Origin of the sequence: Streptomyces sp. NPDC008150 (assembly GCF_042956945.1) — a bacterium.
Lineage (GTDB): Bacteria > Actinomycetota > Actinomycetes > Streptomycetales > Streptomycetaceae > Streptomyces.
On record NZ_JBIBHJ010000008.1, the window covers coordinates 214,666 to 231,117 of the forward strand.

General features: G+C 70.6%; 12 protein-coding genes. 8 read left to right on the plus strand and 4 right to left on the minus strand.

From position 1 onward, the window contains the following. Nucleotides 1-99 precede the first annotated feature (99 nt). From ACFZA0_RS21355 to ACFZA0_RS21380, 6 genes are all read left to right on the plus strand, one after another. Nucleotides 100-498, plus strand: coding sequence for a DUF742 domain-containing protein (locus ACFZA0_RS21355; protein WP_391019159.1), 399 nt, complete (start codon nt 100-102; stop codon nt 496-498). After that, nucleotides 479-1,054, plus strand: a complete 576-nt coding sequence (locus ACFZA0_RS21360; RefSeq protein WP_391019161.1) for an ATP/GTP-binding protein — start codon at nt 479-481, stop codon at nt 1,052-1,054. Before ACFZA0_RS21355 ends, ACFZA0_RS21360 begins: the two co-directional genes overlap by 20 nt. Before the next feature lie 385 nt (nt 1,055-1,439). After that, nucleotides 1,440-4,712, plus strand: coding sequence for a nitrate- and nitrite sensing domain-containing protein (locus tag ACFZA0_RS21365; RefSeq protein ID WP_391019163.1), 3,273 nt, complete (start codon nt 1,440-1,442; stop codon nt 4,710-4,712). A 10-nt stretch (nt 4,713-4,722) separates the two neighbouring features. Beyond that, nucleotides 4,723-5,136: a roadblock/LC7 domain-containing protein gene (locus ACFZA0_RS21370; protein WP_005479603.1), complete on the plus strand. Its 414-nt coding sequence runs from the start codon at nt 4,723-4,725 to the stop codon at nt 5,134-5,136. A 94-nt stretch (nt 5,137-5,230) separates the two neighbouring features. Next, entirely contained in the window at nt 5,231-5,803 is a 573-nt protein-coding gene (locus tag ACFZA0_RS21375) for a DUF742 domain-containing protein (RefSeq protein WP_391019166.1), read from the plus strand. Then, complete coding sequence (locus ACFZA0_RS21380) at nt 5,784-6,374, plus strand: ATP/GTP-binding protein (protein ID WP_391019169.1); 591 nt, start codon at nt 5,784-5,786, stop codon at nt 6,372-6,374. Before ACFZA0_RS21375 ends, ACFZA0_RS21380 begins: the two co-directional genes overlap by 20 nt. Nucleotides 6,375-6,663: 289 nt before the next feature. Here the strand turns inward: ACFZA0_RS21380 and ACFZA0_RS21385 are convergent, their stop codons facing one another. Both ACFZA0_RS21385 and ACFZA0_RS21390 read right to left on the minus strand, forming a co-directional pair. Then, nucleotides 6,664-6,861, minus strand: a complete 198-nt coding sequence (locus ACFZA0_RS21385; RefSeq protein WP_391019172.1) for an acyl-CoA carboxylase epsilon subunit — start codon at nt 6,859-6,861, stop codon at nt 6,664-6,666. Between the two features lie 97 nt (nt 6,862-6,958). Beyond that, nucleotides 6,959-8,542, minus strand: a complete 1,584-nt coding sequence (locus ACFZA0_RS21390; RefSeq protein WP_391019175.1) for a carboxyl transferase domain-containing protein — start codon at nt 8,540-8,542, stop codon at nt 6,959-6,961. Nucleotides 8,543-8,943: 401 nt separating this feature from the next. Here ACFZA0_RS21390 and ACFZA0_RS21395 point away from each other — a divergent pair, with 401 nt between their 5' ends. Then, nucleotides 8,944-9,543, plus strand: coding sequence for a YceI family protein (locus tag ACFZA0_RS21395; RefSeq protein WP_391019178.1), 600 nt, complete (start codon nt 8,944-8,946; stop codon nt 9,541-9,543). Nucleotides 9,544-9,696: 153 nt separating this feature from the next. Here the strand turns inward: ACFZA0_RS21395 and ACFZA0_RS21400 are convergent, their stop codons facing one another. Next, entirely contained in the window at nt 9,697-11,064 is a 1,368-nt protein-coding gene (locus ACFZA0_RS21400; RefSeq protein WP_391019190.1) for a hypothetical protein, read from the minus strand. A 143-nt stretch (nt 11,065-11,207) separates the two neighbouring features. Next, entirely contained in the window at nt 11,208-14,255 is a 3,048-nt protein-coding gene (locus ACFZA0_RS21405) for a glycoside hydrolase family 3 N-terminal domain-containing protein (protein ID WP_391019193.1), read from the minus strand. 304 nt (nt 14,256-14,559) lie between these two features. Here ACFZA0_RS21405 and ACFZA0_RS21410 point away from each other — a divergent pair, with 304 nt between their 5' ends. After that, complete coding sequence (locus ACFZA0_RS21410) at nt 14,560-16,449, plus strand: ricin-type beta-trefoil lectin domain protein (protein WP_391019195.1); 1,890 nt, start codon at nt 14,560-14,562, stop codon at nt 16,447-16,449. Nucleotides 16,450-16,452 lie beyond the last annotated feature (3 nt).

Sequence of the window (16,452 nt, forward strand, 5' to 3'; positions counted from 1 at the left end):
TCTACCGACCTCACCACATCACCGTCAGGCCGACACAATCCCCCCACCGGCCAGTCAGACGGCACGACCGACCGACTTGCTGTCCCGCCCGGAGGATCCATGACACCGCCCCCCGCCTCTCATGATCCGTACGCAGAATCGTACGGAGACGAGGGCGACCAGCCTCTGGTACGTCCGTACGCGATGACCGGTGGCCGGACCAGGCCGCGCTACCAGCTGGCCATCGAGGCCCTGATCAGCACCACGGCCGACCCGGCGGCGCTGATGGGCCTGCTTCCGGAGCACCAGCGCATCTGCCACCTGTGCCGTGAGGTGAAGTCTGTCGCCGAGGTGTCGGCACTGCTGTCCATGCCGCTCGGTGTGGCCAGGATCCTGGTCGCCGACCTGGCGGAGGCGGGCCTTGTCGCCATCCACCAGCCGGGCGGCGACGAAAGCAACGGCGGCGCGCCGGACGTGACTTTGCTCGAAAGGGTGCTCAGTGGACTTCGCAAGCTCTGACGGAGGCCGGGCGACCACCTCCGCGAAGATCGTGGTGGCGGGCGGCTTCGGCGTGGGGAAAACCACGTTCGTCGGCGCGGTCTCGGAGATCAATCCGCTGCGCACCGAGGCCGTCATGACGTCCGCCTCGGCGGGCATCGACGACCTCACGCACACCGGGGACAAGACCACCACCACGGTGGCGATGGACTTCGGCCGCATCACGCTCGACCAGGACCTGATCCTGTACCTGTTCGGCACCCCCGGACAGGACCGCTTCTGGTTCATGTGGGACGACCTGGTGCGCGGCGCGATCGGCGCCGTCGTCCTGGTCGACACCCGCCGTCTCGCCGACTGCTTCCCCGCGGTCGACTACTTCGAGAACAGCGGGCTGCCGTTCGTCATCGCGCTCAACGGCTTCGACGGCCACCAGCCGTACACGCCGGACGAGGTCCGCGAGGCACTCCAGATCGGACCTGCCGCGCCCATCATCACCACCGACGCGCGTCACCGGGCCGACGCGAAGAGCGCGCTGATCACGCTCGTCGAGCACGCGTTGATGGCACGTTTGCGGTAGTACTCAAGTCGACGCTGCCATACGGTAGTTGTCGTAGGCGCCGATCGGCCGGCTGTGTCCTGGGACACGGTCGGCCAGCGGTGTTCATAACGTTTCGGAACAGGAATGCCGAGCGGTCGCCACGCGTCGCGGTCGCCCGGTGCCACTGCGCTCAACTCGGCCCCGCCTTTTGGCGGGGCTCGCTCTTTATGACCGTTTTATCCGGGCCGTGCGTCACACGGATTCGGCCGTTTCCGGTGTTTGGAAGTGCGCATGCTGACGTGCTGGAATGCCTGAACTGCCCAAAGGTCAAGGACGTAATGAGTGACTGAACGGTCAAGGCGTACTGGGCTCTGAGACACTGCGGCACGACGAAGGTGCCGACCGCCGAGAGGTTGTTGGTCGAGTGAGGCGAAGCACGAACGGTCCCGAGCCGTCGGCCCGGGGCAACTTCACCCCGCCGCCGCGCGGGGAGGCGACCGCACAGGTACCGGGCAGCGAGCCCGCGTCGGCGCCCGCTCCGAGCGGCAGCCGGTTCGCCCCCCGCAACTGGCGGGTACGGACGAGGCTCAACGCGATCCTGCTCATCCCCGTGGCCGTCGGTCTGGTCATGGGCGGTTTCCAGGTGCGCAGTTCGTTCGACACCTGGCAGCAGGCCGAGGACGCGGCGAGCACCGCACGACTGGTGCGCGCCTCCCTCGGCTACGCCGACGCGCTCTACAACGAGCGTGACGTCAGTGCCGCGCCCCTGCTCCAGGGCAAGGGGCAGAAGGACTCCACGGTCCAGGACGCCCGCAAGGCCACCGACAAGGCGGCGGACGCCTTCGACCGGGCGGCCCAGAACATGCCGCACACCTCGGGCCTGGAACGCCGGCTGAAGCTGTTCCGCCAGGCGGAGCCCGAGCTCCAGACCCTGCGCGCCATCGCGTACACCTCCAAGCTCAGCGGGGTGAAGACCGAAGAGGGTTACGTCGAGGTCGCGCACCCCCTGATGGAGTTCGCCAACGAACTGGGCCTGGGTACCGGCAACATCACCAGCTACGGCCGGACCGTCTACGCGATGTCGCTGACCGAGGCCGCCCTGTCGCTGGAACGCTCCATCGGCATGCACCTGTTGATCAAGCCCGGTCCCGGCGAGGGCAGTCTCGCCAGCCAGCGCGTCGCGCTCTCCTCGTACGCCTACCTGGAGCGCATCGCCCTGGAGGAGTACCTGGGCGGTGGCACCGACGCCGACGCGGCGAAGCTGGCCGCGGCGCAGAAGAAGGTCACCGCACAGGCGAAGGCGCAGGCCGCGGAGGCCGCCGCCAAGGACCCCGGCTACAAGGCCCCGCCGTCCGACCCGACGCAGATGGTGTCCGCGCTGGCCACCCTGCCGAGCACGGACGAGAGCGCCCGGACCGCACTGGCCACGCAGGGCATCACCGCGGACAACTGGTGGGCGGTCAACACCCTCAAGTACGAGGCGTACCGCAAGATCCAGTCGGACATGTCCGCCAAGGCCGTGGACCAGGCCACCGGTATCGCCGACGACGCCAAGCGGTCGGCCATCATCACCGGTGCCGCCGTCGTCGTCGCGCTGCTCGCCGCGTTCGTGCTGGCCGCGCTGGTCGCACGGCAGATGAGCCGCGCGATGCGCCGGCTGCGCGGTGCCGCCTTCTCCATCGCCGAGCAGCGGCTGCCGATGCTGGTCGACCAGCTCTCGCGCACCGACCCCGGCCGGGTGGACACCCGGGTGGCGCCGATCCCGATCACGACCACGGACGAGATCGGCGAAGTGGCCCGCGCCTTCGACCAGGTGCACCGCGAGGCCGTCCGGCTGGCCGCCGAACAGGCGCTGCTGCGCGGCAACATCAACGCGATCTTCACGAACCTCTCCCGCCGCAACCAGTCCCTCATCGAAGGCCAGTTGACGCTGATCACCGGCCTGGAGAACAACGAGGCCGACCCGGACCAGCTGGAGAACCTGTTCAAGCTCGACCACCTCGCGACCCGCATGCGGCGCAACGGCGAGAACCTCCTCGTCCTCGCCGGTGAGGAGCCCGGCCGCCGCTGGGACCAGCCCGTACCGCTGGTCGACGTGCTGCGGGCCGCCTCCTCCGAGGTGGAGCAGTACGAGCGCATCGAGCTGTCGGGCGTGCCCGAGGCCGAGATCCACGGCCGCGCCGTGACCGACCTCGTGCACCTGCTCGCCGAGCTGCTGGAGAACGCGACCACGTTCTCCTCCCCGCAGACCAAGGTCAGGGTGACCGCGACCCGGCTGCCCGACGGCCGGATCATGACGGAGATCCACGACAAGGGAATCGGCCTGACCGCCGAGGACTTCGCGGACATCAACCACAAGCTGGCCAACCCGCCGACCGTGGACGCCGCGATCTCGCAGCGCATGGGCCTGTTCGTGGTCGGCCGCCTGGCGGACCGGCACGGCATCCGCGTCCAGCTCCGCCCCTCGGGCGAGCGGGCCGGCACCACCTCGCTGGTCATGCTGCCGGACGGGATCACCCACGGTGGCAGCGGCGGCGGTGAACACGGCCCGCAGGCCGACCAGTTCACGGTGTCGCAGATCATGCCCGAGGCGGGTCTGCCGGGCGAGGACTTCAGCGCCCAGTCGTCGCGCACGGCTGCCGAACTCGGCTTCGACGACAGCCGCTACGCCGAGGTCCCCGACGACATCCGCGAACTCGACCCGGTCGGGCGCTCGTTGATGCGGGAGAACCGCAGGGCGGCGCTGGAGGGCCAGTCGCCGGACGTGCCCGGTGCCCGCAACGGCGGTTATCAGGACGAGTTCGGGCAGCAGCAGCCGCAGCACGGCCAGGCCGCGCAGCCGGGTCAGCAGCCCCAGCAGCCCCAGCAGCCCGGTCAGGTTCCCGCCCCGGCGGCCTACCAGGAGCAGCAGCCGGCCTACGACCAGCAGACCGCGTACGACAACGGTCAGCAGACGCCGTACGGGGATTCGTACTTCGCACAGAACGGCCAACTGCCGCAGAGCGACGGTTTCTCCCCCAACGACGGTTACCAGCAGGGCGGTTATGCGGAGCCGGTCCAGCAGGACCACGCGTCGGCGGGCACCGCGGCGACCGAGTCCTTCCCGGCCTACGAGGAACAGCCCTACCAGCCCGAGTGGCAGCGCACGGACGGCTACCAGAACGGCTATCCGGCCGAGTACCCTCCGGAAACGGAATCCGCTCGGCCCGCTGACGCGCAGGACCAGGACCGCGTAGGCTTCGACCGTCCGGGACCGGCACCCTCCGCCGTCCACGCGCTGACCGACGCCGGACTTCCCCGCCGGGGCACGACCCCGGCCGGCGGGACGAACGGTTCGGCGCCCGTGCAGCAGGAGCAGCCGGCTCCCTCGGAGGACGCCGAGGGCAAGCCCGACTGGCGTTCGGCGAACGACGAGCGCTGGCAGCAGGCCTCGGCGCTCCGCAAACCCAAGGCAGGCGGGGTGACTTCGTCCGGTCTGCCGAGGCGGGTGCCCAGGGCCAACCTGGTCGAGGGCGCCGCGGAATCGACCCCGCAGGGCGGCCCACAGGTCTCCCGCGCCCCCGAGGACGTACGGGGCAGGTTGAGCAATCTGCGCCGGGGCGTCCAGCGGGGACGCAACGCAGGCAGTGAAACGAACGGCCAGGCCACAAGGAACGAACACCGTGGTCCTGACAGCACCTACAACCAGGAGCGTTAGTGTGAGCCCGATGAGCCAGGCGGCACAGAACCTGAACTGGTTGATCACCAACTTCGTGGACAACACCCCCGGGGTGTCCCACACCGTGGTGGTCTCCGCCGACGGACTCCTTCTGGCCATGTCCGAAGGCTTTCCGCGTGACCGTGCCGACCAGCTGGCAGCCGTCGCGTCCGGTCTGACATCGCTGACCGCCGGTGCCTCGCGCATCTTCGAGGGCGGCAGCGTGAACCAGACGGTTGTGGAGATGGAGCGGGGCTTCCTCTTCATCATGTCCGTGTCCGACGGTTCGTCGCTCGCGGTTCTCGCACACCCGGAGGCGGACATCGGCCTCATCGGGTACGAAATGGCACTTCTCGTGGACCGTGCGGGCACAGTGCTCACACCGGACCTCCGCGCGGAGCTCCAGGGGAGCCTTCTCAACTGACAGACAGATGGTGCGTTTTGACGTCCCGGGGCCGTAAGGTTTCGGGACGCGGCTCCACAGGGACGGGTGCCCGGCAGTCGGAGGAGGAGTAACAGTGGCAACACCCCCAGGCGGTTCGTCTTCGGGCAACTGGCCTTACGGTCCTGTCCAGGGCCAGGGCGACGGTTCGCAGAACCGGTACAACTTCCCCTCCACGCCCAGCCACCGGCAGCCGTACGCACCGCAGGGCCCCGGCCCCGCGCCGTACGACCAGCCGTCGGCACCGCGCATCCAGCCCGTGCAGCCGCAGCGACGCACCCCTGAGCCGGCGCCCGCAGGGGCGACGAACAACCCCCTTGTCCGCCCGTACGCCATGACGGGCGGTCGCACCAGGCCGCGGTACCAGCTCGCCATCGAGGCACTGGTGCACACCACGGCGCAGCCGCATCAGATGCAGGGCCAACTGCCCGAGCATCAGCGGATCTGCAACCTCTGCCGGGAGATCAAGTCGGTGGCCGAGATCTCGGCCCTCCTGACGATCCCTCTCGGCGTGGCCAGGATCCTCGTCGCCGACCTGGCGGAAGCGGGCCTGGTTGCCATCCATCAGCCCGGCGGCGACGACAGCGCCGGCGGCCAGCCAGACGTGACACTGCTCGAAAGGGTGCTCAGTGGACTTCGCAAGCTCTAGCGGAGGGCCGGTTTCTCCCAGTCGTTCCACCACCTCCGCGAAGATCGTGGTGGCGGGTGGCTTCGGCGTGGGCAAGACCACGTTCGTCGGTGCCGTGTCGGAGATCAACCCGCTGCGTACCGAGGCCGTCATGACGTCCGCCTCGGCGGGCATCGACGACCTCACCCACACCGGGGACAAGACGACCACCACGGTCGCCATGGACTTCGGTCGCATCACGCTCGACCAGGACCTGATCCTGTACCTGTTCGGCACCCCCGGACAGGACCGCTTCTGGTTCATGTGGGACGACCTGGTCCGTGGCGCCATCGGCGCCATCGTGCTGGTCGACACCCGCCGCCTCGCCGACTGCTTCCCGGCCGTCGACTACTTCGAGAACAGCGGGCTGCCGTTCGTCATCGCCCTCAACGGCTTCGACGGCAGCCAGCCCTACACGCCGGACGAGGTCCGCGAGGCGCTCCAGATCGGCCCGGACACCCCGATCATCACGACCGACGCCCGGCACCGCGCCGACGCGAAGAGCGCGCTGATCACCCTGGTCGAACACGCGTTGATGGCACGGCTCCGCTGACGGAGCCCGTACGCGGCACACGGCGGCCCCCGGTTCCTCCCTCGCGGAGGAGCCGGGGGCCGTCGCCGTTCACCGCCCGCGCCGCACCCGCACCCGCACCGCGCCGGAGGCCGTGTGCGCCCGCCGTGACGGCCGTAACGGGGCGGGAACACCCGGTGGGGCCCCGGCTCGCCCGTACGCCCGTACGCGCGCGTACGCGCACCGCGCCGCCCGCCCCCGGACACGCCGCGGCCCCGCCCGCCACGAGGGCGGACGGGGCCGGACGGAACGGGTGCGCGCGACGAAGCGGTCAGCGCCAGCTGTGCGGGGCGCGGAAGCCGGGCTCGCGCTCCAGGCGGCGCCAGCCGGCCCGGACGCGGGCGGCGTGGGCCGCGGAGGAGTCGTCGGCCGGGCGGGACGCGGCACGGGCGAGCAGGATCGCGGTGATGGCGGCGACCTCCTCGGGCTCGGCGTGGCCCTTCTCGACGCGGATCTCAGTAGTGCTCATGGGTCTCAGTCTCCGTGGATGAGGTGTCCGCGGTCCCGGCGCCGGATGTCCGCCGGGTTGCCGCACAGCGAGGGTTCACGCGGGGTCGCCGCGTTGGTCACTGCGGGGGGTTGCCGTGCTTGCGGGAGGGCAGGTCGGCGTGCTTGGACTGGAGCATCGCCAGCGACCTGACCAGGACCTCGCGGGTCTCGGCCGGGTCGATCACGTCGTCGACCAGACCGCGCTCGGCCGCGTAGTACGGGTGCATCAGCTCGGACTTGTACTCCTTGACCATGCGCGCGCGCATGGCCTCGGGGTCCTCGGCGTCGGCGATCTGACGGCGGAAGATGACGTTGGCGGCGCCCTCGGCGCCCATCACGGCGATCTCGTTGGTGGGCCACGCGTAGGTGAGGTCGGCGCCGATGGACTGGCTGTCCATGACGATGTACGCGCCGCCGTACGCCTTGCGCAGGATCAGCGAGATCCTCGGGACGGTGGCGTTGCAGTACGCGTACAGCAGCTTCGCGCCGTGCCGGATGATGCCGCCGTGCTCCTGGTCGACACCGGGCAGGAAGCCGGGGACGTCCAGGAACGTGATGATCGGGATGTTGAAGGCGTCGCACATCTGGACGAAGCGCGCGGCCTTCTCGCTGGCCTCGATGTCCAGGACGCCGGCGAGGGCCTGCGGCTGGTTGGCGACGATGCCCACGACCTGGCCGTCGAGCCGGGCCAGCGCGCAGATGATGTTCCGCGCCCAGCGCTCGTGGACCTCCAGGTACTCGCCGTCGTCGACGATCTCCTCGATGACCTTGGTCATGTCGTACGGGCGGTTGCCGTCGGCCGGCACCAGGTCGAGCAGGTTGTCCGAGCGGCGGTCGACCGCGTCGGAGCAGTCCACGCGCGGAGGGTTCTCGCGGTTGTTCTGCGGGAGCAGCGACAGGAGGTAGCGGACCTCCGCGATGCAGGTCTCCTCGTCGTCGTACGCGAAGTGGCACACGCCCGACGTCTCGGCGTGCACGTCCGCGCCGCCGAGGCCGTTCTGGGTGATCTCCTCGCCGGTGACCGCCTTGACGACGTCGGGACCGGTGATGAACATCTGCGAGGTCTCGCGGACCATGAACACGAAGTCGGTGAGGGCGGGGCTGTAGGCCGCGCCGCCCGCGCACGGGCCGAGCATCACGCTGATCTGCGGGATGACACCCGACGCCTTCGTGTTGCGCTGGAAGATGCCGCCGTACCCGGCGAGCGCGGAGACGCCCTCCTGGATACGGGCGCCGGCGCCGTCGTTGAGGGAGACCAGCGGCGCACCGGCCGCGATGGCCATGTCCATGATTTTGTGGATCTTCGTCGCGTGGGCCTCGCCCAGCGCACCGCCGAAGATCCGGAAGTCGTGCGCGTAGACGAAGACCGTACGGCCCTCGACCGTTCCCCAGCCGGTGACGACACCGTCCGTGTACGGCCGCTTGGCCTCCAGGCCGAAGCCCGTCGCCCGGTGCCGCCGCAACTGCTCGACCTCCTGGAAGGAGCCCGGGTCCAGCAGCAGCTCGATGCGTTCGCGGGACGTCAGCTTGCCCTTGGCGTGCTGCGCCTCGGTCGCCTTCTCACTCGGTCCGGCGAGGGCCTGCGCACGGATCTCGTGCAGCTCGGCCACCCGTCCGCGAGCGTCCCTCGGCTCACCCGGCGCCTCATCCAAAACGGTCATGTAGCGACCTTACGAAGAGGACCCCCGGAAACGGGCCGTCGACTCCGTACAGTCTCCGGGCCGTTTTCCTGGTACCCCTGAACAGAACGTCGACGGCATGCAGCCCTTTCGACTGCCCGGGGGGTCCTTTCGTTGTCGGGGTTCCACAACGAGCACCCCTGAGACGCGGATCACTTTCCCGTTCGGCGCATGCCACCCATGGAGTGACGCGGGGCGCCCCGTGGGATCGTACGGGCGCAGCGCGACGACGACGGACCGTAATCTCGGAAACACCCTGCGGATGATGTTGAAAGTTGAATGGAATAGGTCTACGGTCTTCCTCGTTGGAGTTATTGAACATTCAACATCCCGCTCGCCGCGGCTCGGACCGGAGCCGCGTCCCGTCCCCTGAGGAGCACGCCATGGGTATCTTCGGCCGCAAGGACAGCACCGACGCCGCCGGCAGCACCGCCGCCGCCCCCGAACTGACCGCCCTGACCGGCGACTACACCGTCGACCCGGCGCACACCACGCTCGGTTTCGTCGCCCGCCACGCCATGGTCACCAACGTCAAGGGCTCGTTCCAGGACTTCGAGGGCACGCTGCACCTGGACGGTGGCGACCCGTCCAAGTCCACCGCCTCCTTCGACGTGAAGATGGAGAGCATCGACACCGGCTCGGCGGACCGCGACGGGCACCTCAAGAGCGCGGACTTCTTCAAGATCGAGGAGTTCCCGACGATGACGTTCCGTTCGACCTCCGCGGAGGCCGTCGGCGACGACTACCGGATCACCGGTGACCTCACGCTCCTCGGCACCACCAAGCCGCTCACCATCGACCTGGAGTTCAACGGCGCCGCCAAGGACCCGTTCGGCAACGAGCGCGTCGGCTTCGAGGGCACGGCCGTGATCCTGCGCTCCGAGTGGGGCCTGACCTGGAACGCGGCCCTGGAGACGGGTGGCGTGCTGGTCTCGGACAAGATCAAGCTGAACTTCGACATCTCCGCCATCAAGAACGCCTGACCCCCGCCGCACGCCCCGCGGCCGGCCGCGCCCGCCGCCCCGCGCGCAGCCACCGCCGGGACGGCCCGGCTTCCCGAGCGCCCGTTCCCGCCCGCACCTCGCGGGGGAACGGGCGCTCGGGCGTTCACCGGAGCGCGATGCCGGGCGGCGGACTCAGAACCCGCCGCCGAAGTCGCCGCCCCCGCCGCCACCGCCGCCGCCGCCGAAGTCCCCTCCCCCGCCGAAGCCGCCCCCGAAGTCACCGGGGTCGAAGTTCCCGCCGGAGACGTCGCCGCCCTGGAAGCCGCCGTCGCCGTGGCCGCCGCCGTACTCGGCGCCGTACGCCGGGCCGGACATCATGCCGCCGAGCATCGTGCCGACGAGCAGGCCCGGCAGCAGGCCGCCGCCGAAGTAGCCGCCCGCCCACGGTCCGTACGCCGGTCCCGCGTCCCAGTACGGGCGGCGCCCCTGGTCGGTGTCCACCTCGCGCACCGCCGGGTCGAGCCCGTCGGCGAGGCGGGCCCGGTCCGCCGCGCACACCGGGACCTCGCGCCGCGCCCCGCCGGGCGGTGTCCACTCGGCGTCGGCGACGGACGGACCGTGCCGCGGGTCGAAGAAGCAGGGCGGCCGGCGTTCGGGCAGCGGGCGGCCCCCGCGCCGGGCGGCCAGCACCGCGAGGGAGAAGCGGCCGTCCTCCAGTGCCTCGGTGACGGGGCGCACGTCCTCGGGGCGCACGGCCGCCGCCATCGCGGACTTCGCCCGTTCGTAGGCGTCGAGGGCGTGCTCGTAGTCGCCGCGCATCGCGTCGTCGGCGCCGGGTTCGGAGGGGGCGAAGTCGAGCCGGTCCAGCTCCTCGCCGAACGCGGTGATGTCCTCGTCGACCACCACCCGCAGCTTCTCCAGCGCGGCCCGCTGCCGCTCCTCGGCGCGGCGCTTGTTGCGGCGGCCGACGGCGTAGACGCCCGCACCGCCCGCCACCAGTACGGCGCCGACGGTGACGAGGGTGCCGACCGACAGCCCGCCGCCGCCGTCGCCGCCTCCGGAGGAGCCCCAGCTCGCGGGGGCGGAGCCGCCCATGTTCGCCAGCGCCCGGTCGGTGAAGTCGGCGAGTTGCTTGGCGGTGCTCTCGCCCTGGACGCTGGAGACCAGGTTGGCCCGCGAGGTCGCCGACATCACCACGGAGTCGGCGCGCGCGTCGAAGCGGTCACCCACCCGCAGCGCGTAGAGACCCGTCACGCCCGTGGCGGCGCGCAGGTCGCGGAAGATCGTCTGCGTCGGCTGGTCGGCCGGCAGCACGGCGATGAACAGGGGCTTGTCGGCCTTCTCGATCTGCCGGGACAGCGCCGCCGCGTCCCCGGCGGAGAGCTGCGAGGCGGCTTCGGGGGCGACGTAGACCGGGTTCTTGCGCAGGGCCTGCGCGATGGTGGAGACGTCGGTGGCCGCGTTCGCGGGCGGGGCGCCGACCGCGAGGACGGAGAGCAGGGCGGCCACGAGGGCGACGAGCAGGGCACCGAGGCCCCGGGCCGGTATGACGACCTTCATGTTTCGACGCTACCGGAATCAGGATCATAGGGATATAGCAGACGATGCACGGTGTCCGGGCCCGCGGACAGCGGAAGGCCCGCCGCACGGTGCGCGGCGGGCCTTCCCCTCCCGTTCCCAGGGGCTTCGGACGCGGCTGCGGTTCAGGCCGCGCGGTAGGCCGCGATCAGCTTCGTCACCGCCGCCCCGTACTTGCCGGTGAGCAGCAGATGGTCCGCGTCGGCGAAGGGCTTCGACACGGCCTCGGTGATGTGCTGGCCCACCTTCTGCTGCACGATCAGCCGGGCCCTGGTGACCGCGGCGCGGCCCGCCGCGTCCGCCTTCAGCCGCTCGGCCGCCTTCGCGGCGACACCGAGGGCAGCGAGGGTGGCCGCGCCGCCCTCGGGTGCCCTGGACAGGGTCGTCAGGCCCCAGCCGTACGGATACTGCGGGTCGTAGGCGCTGTCGCCGACGTTGATCGGGATCTGGGCCTCCGACTTCGGCCAGGTGACCGGGAGCTGGCCGGTGAACGCCCGCCTGCCGTAGAGGACGTCGGCCACGCCGTCGCCCTCGGTGCCCGGCAGCCAGGACGCCACGAGGGCGTCGATGCCGCCGAGCTGGTCGCCGACGAGCTGCGGCCGGCCGGAGACGACGAGCACCGCGCACTTCATCGCGCCGCACACCGTGTCGACGGCTGCCCTGTCGGCCGCGGTCAGCACCAGGTCGTTGCCGTTGCCGACGTCCCCGATGCCCTCGGCGTACGGGGTCTCGCCGACGACGACCACACCCACGTCGTAGCCGGAGGTGTCGGCCGAGGCGTCCTTGGAGTAGTCGATCGTGGCGTTCGGGGCGGCGTCGCGCATGCCCTGGAGGATGGTGGTGCCGTCGGTGATGGCGCCCGACGAGCCCTGCCAGGTGACGGTCCAGCCGCCGGTCTGGTTGCCGATGTCGTCGGCGTTCGAACCGGCGACGTAGACCTTCTGGTTCTTCTTCAGCGGCAGCACGCCGCCCTGGTTCTTGAGCAGCACCTGCGACTCGGCCGCGGCCTGCCGGGCCACCGCCCGGTGCGCGGCGGAGCCGATCCGCGACGCCTCGGACGTGTCGGTGTAGGGGTGCTCGAACAGGCCCAGCTTGAACTTCTGGGTCAGGATGCGCGACACCGCGTCGTCGATCCGCGCGGTGCTGACGCCGCCCGCCGCGACGTCGCCGGTCAGGGCCGCGATGTAGTCCTTGTAGGCGTACGGGACCATCACCATGTCGACGCCCGCGTTGACGGCCGCCTCGGTCTGCGCGGCCCGGTCGCCGGGCAGCTGGTCGAGGGCGTTGTAGTCGCTGATGACGAAGCCGTCGAAGCCCATCTTCTGCTTGAGCACACCGGTGATCATGTCGGCGCGGGCGTGCATCTTCACGGCGCCCTTGCCGTCACCGACGATGTCGAGCGAGGAGTACGAGGGCATGACCGTGCCCACGCCCCGGTCGACGGCGTCCTGGTACGGGGCGAGGTGGATCGCGTCGAGCTGCTCGCGGGTGACGGTGGTGACCCCCTGGTCGAGGGTGTAGGTGCCGGTCGTCGACGAGCCGTAGGTCGTGCCGCCGTCGCCGACGAAGTGCTTTGCGGTGGCGACCACCTTGTCCTTGCGGTCGAGGTCGCTGCCGTCGGCGGCGCCCTGGAGGCCCTGGATCACGGTCTCCAGCGACTCGACGAGCGCCGGGTCCTCGCCGTACGACTCGTAGGAGCGGCCCCAGCGTTCGTCGCGGGAGACGCAGACGCAGGGCGCGAAGTCCCACTGCGGTCCGGTCGCGCGCACCTCGCTCGCGGTCACCGACCCTGTCTTCTCGGCGAGTTGGGGATCACGGGTGGCGCCGATGCCGATGTTGTGCGGCATGATCGTCGCGCCGACCAGGTTGTTGTGGCCGTGCACCGCGTCCACGCCGTAGATCAGCGGGATCTGGAACCGGCTTGCCCGAGCGTCCAGTTGGAACGAGTCGACCATCTTGGCCCACGCCTCGGCCGTGTTGGGCGTCGGTGTGGAGCCGCCGCCGGAGAGCAGCGAGCCGAGACCGTACGAGGAGATGTCCCCGGTGTCGGTGATCGCGGCCCGTTCGGCCTGGGTGGTCTGCCCGATCTTCTCCGCGAGCGTCATCCGGGACAGCAGGTCGGCGACCCGCTTCTTCACCGGCAGCTTCGCGTCCAGGTACGGCAGTCCGTGGGCGTTGATGACGACCTGCGGTGTGGTGGTGGGCGCCTTGGCGCCCGTCACGGTCAGCTTCAGCGGGATCGTCTCGGCGGCCTCGGCGGCCTTGACCTTGAGCGTGCGGACCTGCACCGTCCGCGAGGTGCCGGAGGCGGTGCCGGCCGGGAAGGTGAGGGTGCCGCTGACCGGCGTGTAGTCGGTGCCCGCGCCCGCGGTGCCGCCCGCCGTCTCGTACGCGACCGTCACCGGCTCGTCGATCGGGGCGGCCCCGGTGGTGGCGACGGTGACCTTGACGGACGCCGTGCCGCCCTCGTCCACCGGGTACACCGGGGCGCCGGTCGTCACGCTCGCGCGCAGCGACTGGTCCGCCTTGCCGTACAGCTCCACGTCGTCCATCGCGAACCGGCCGGGAGCGCCGACCGGCAGGGTGACCGCGTAGCCCCACATCTGGGTGAGGCCCAGCACCTGGTCGATGCCGCCGACGGGCTGGTAGTCCGTACGGTAGGTGAAGTCGGAGAACGGGATCTCGATCTGCTTCCAGCCGCTGAAGTCGTCGGCGAACGACGTCGTCCACAGCTCGGAGGCCTCGCCGTTCGCGCCGCCGTCCTTGATCTCGAAGGCGATCTTCTTGGCGGTGTTCTGGCCGTCCCACCAGAACCGGATGCCGCCGTGCGCGGACCAGTCGTGGGCGGGCAGGTCCGCCGCGAAGTCGTGGGTGAAGCCGCCGTAGCCGCTGATGTCGTAGGTGCCGGAGAGGACCTTGTCGCCCTCGGGCGCGTCGTCGCGGGCCGCCAGTTGCAGCGTGGGCGGGTCGTCGCTGTCACCGCCCCACGTGAAGATGCCGTCCGCGGGCTGGCCCGCGAACGGCACCTCGCCCTCGAACCGGTCGACCGGCACGGGGGCGGGGTCGTCGGACTCGGCCGCGTGCGCGGAGGCCAGCGGGAGCAGCCCCGTCAGCAGCGCGGCGGCGGCGAGCATGGCGGTTCTTCGTACGGAATGGCGGTCGAGCCTGCGCATGGGTTCCCCTCGACTCTGAGGTTCGTCGACAGCTCTGGCTTCGTGCGTCGTCTCGTGCTCCCGGACCGCCGCTCCGGATTCCCGAACCGCGGCCGGGGACTTAGATCACGGCGTGAGTTAACTGGGGTGTCGCGAACCCGTCAAGACCGCACGTCGGATCCGGTACAGACCAACGGCGGCTGTTTTCAAGGGTGTTGTCCGTTCGAGAGATGAACGCCGAACCCCTTGACGGCGCCTGTCCGCCGTCATTAACTCACCGCTCGCACGCCCCCACTTCCCCCCACCCCCAGAAGGGCGGCGCACGATGAGAGGACCTGAACGAAGAGGCGTCAGGCGCGTGTTGACCCGGCTGCTGCTGGCCGGGCTGCTGAGCACCACCGCGCTGACGGCGGTCGGCACCGGGCCCGCGCAGGCGGCCGGCGAGCAGGTCACCGCGTACCTGACGACGACCGACGACGCGGCGGGACGGCACGTGACGCGCGGGCTCCAGGCGCAGGCGCCGTTCGCGTTCCAGTCCGGCAGCGGCGGCAGCGGCGAGAACATCACCGTCGACGAGAACACCCGCTACCAGACGTTCACCGGCGGCGGCGCCTCGTTCACCGACACGGCCGCCTGGCTGATGAACAGCAGCGGCGCGCTGTCGCAGACGACGCGGGACGCCACCATGCGCAAGCTGTTCTCCCCCACCGACGGCATCGGCCTGTCGTTCCTGCGCAACCCGATGGGCGCCTCCGACCTGGCCCGCTACGGCTACACGTACGACGACGTCGCGGCCGGGTCGAGCGACCCGAACCTCACCTCGTTCTCGATCGCGCACGACCTCGCGGACGTCGTCCCGCTGACGAAGCAGGCGCTCCAACTCGACCCGCAGCTCACGGTGATGGCGTCGCCGTGGACCGCCCCGGCGTGGATGAAGGACAGCGGCAGCCTCAACGGCGGCTGGCTGAAGGCCGAGGACTACGGCGCCTACGCGTCGTACTTCGTGAAGTATCTCCAGGCGTACCAGGCGCAGGGCGTGCCGGTGAAGTACGTGACCGTGCAGAACGAGCCGACGTGCTGCTCGGGCTACCCGTCGATGAGCTGGAACGCGTCCGGGCTGGCCTACTTCACCAAGAGCGAGCTGCTGCCCAAGCTCCAGGCGGCCGGCCTGAGCACCAAGGTGCTCGCGCTGGACTGGAACTGGGACACCTACGACGGCTACGCGGCGCAGACCGTGGGCGACGCGGCGGTCCGCTCGCACCCCAACTTCGGCGGGATCGCCTGGCACGGGTACGGCGGCGACGTCGCCGAGCAGACCACCGTGCACAACCTGTACCCGACGCTGGACGCGTTCGGCACCGAGCACTCGGGCGGCACCTGGATCGCCAACCAGCAGCGCGAGGACATGAACAACATCATCGACTACACCCGCAACTGGGCGAAGTCGGTGACCAAGTGGTCGCTGGCCGTGGACCAGAACATGGGCCCGCACAACGGCGGCTGCGGCACCTGCACCGGCCTGGTCACCGTGCACAACGGGGACGGCGCGAGCGGCACGGTCGACTACACCGTCGAGTACTACACGATGGGCCAGCTCACGAAGTTCGTCCGGCCCGGCGCGCAGCGGATCGCGTCCACGGCCTCCAATGCGGTGCCGAACGTGGCCTGGCGCAACCCGGACGGCTCGAAGGCGCTGATCGCGTACAACGACGCGTCCACCGCCAAGACGGTGACCATCAACTGGGGCGGCCAGCACGCCACTTACTCGCTCCCCGGCAAGACGTCGGCGACCTTCACCTGGTCGGGCACGCAGGGCTCGGGCGGCTCCGCGCAGACCGGTGCGTTCACCGGGCTCGCGGGCAAGTGCCTGGACGTGGCGTCCGGTTCGAGCGCCAACGGCACGGCGGTGCAGCTCTACGACTGCAACGGCTCGACGGCCCAGCAGTGGACGGTGCAGGCGGACGGCTCGGTCCGGGCGCTCGGCAAGTGCCTCGACGTGACGTCCGCCTCGACCGCCGACGGCGCCAAGGTCCAGCTCTACGACTGCAACGGCACGGGCGCGCAGCAGTGGTCCTACAACGCCTCGACCGGTGACGTGGTCAACACCGCGGCGAACAAGTGCCTCGACGTGACGGACAACTCGTCGGCGAACGGGGCGCGGGCGCAGATCTGGTCGTGCACGGGGGCGGCCAACCAGAAGTGGCATCTGGGGTAGCGG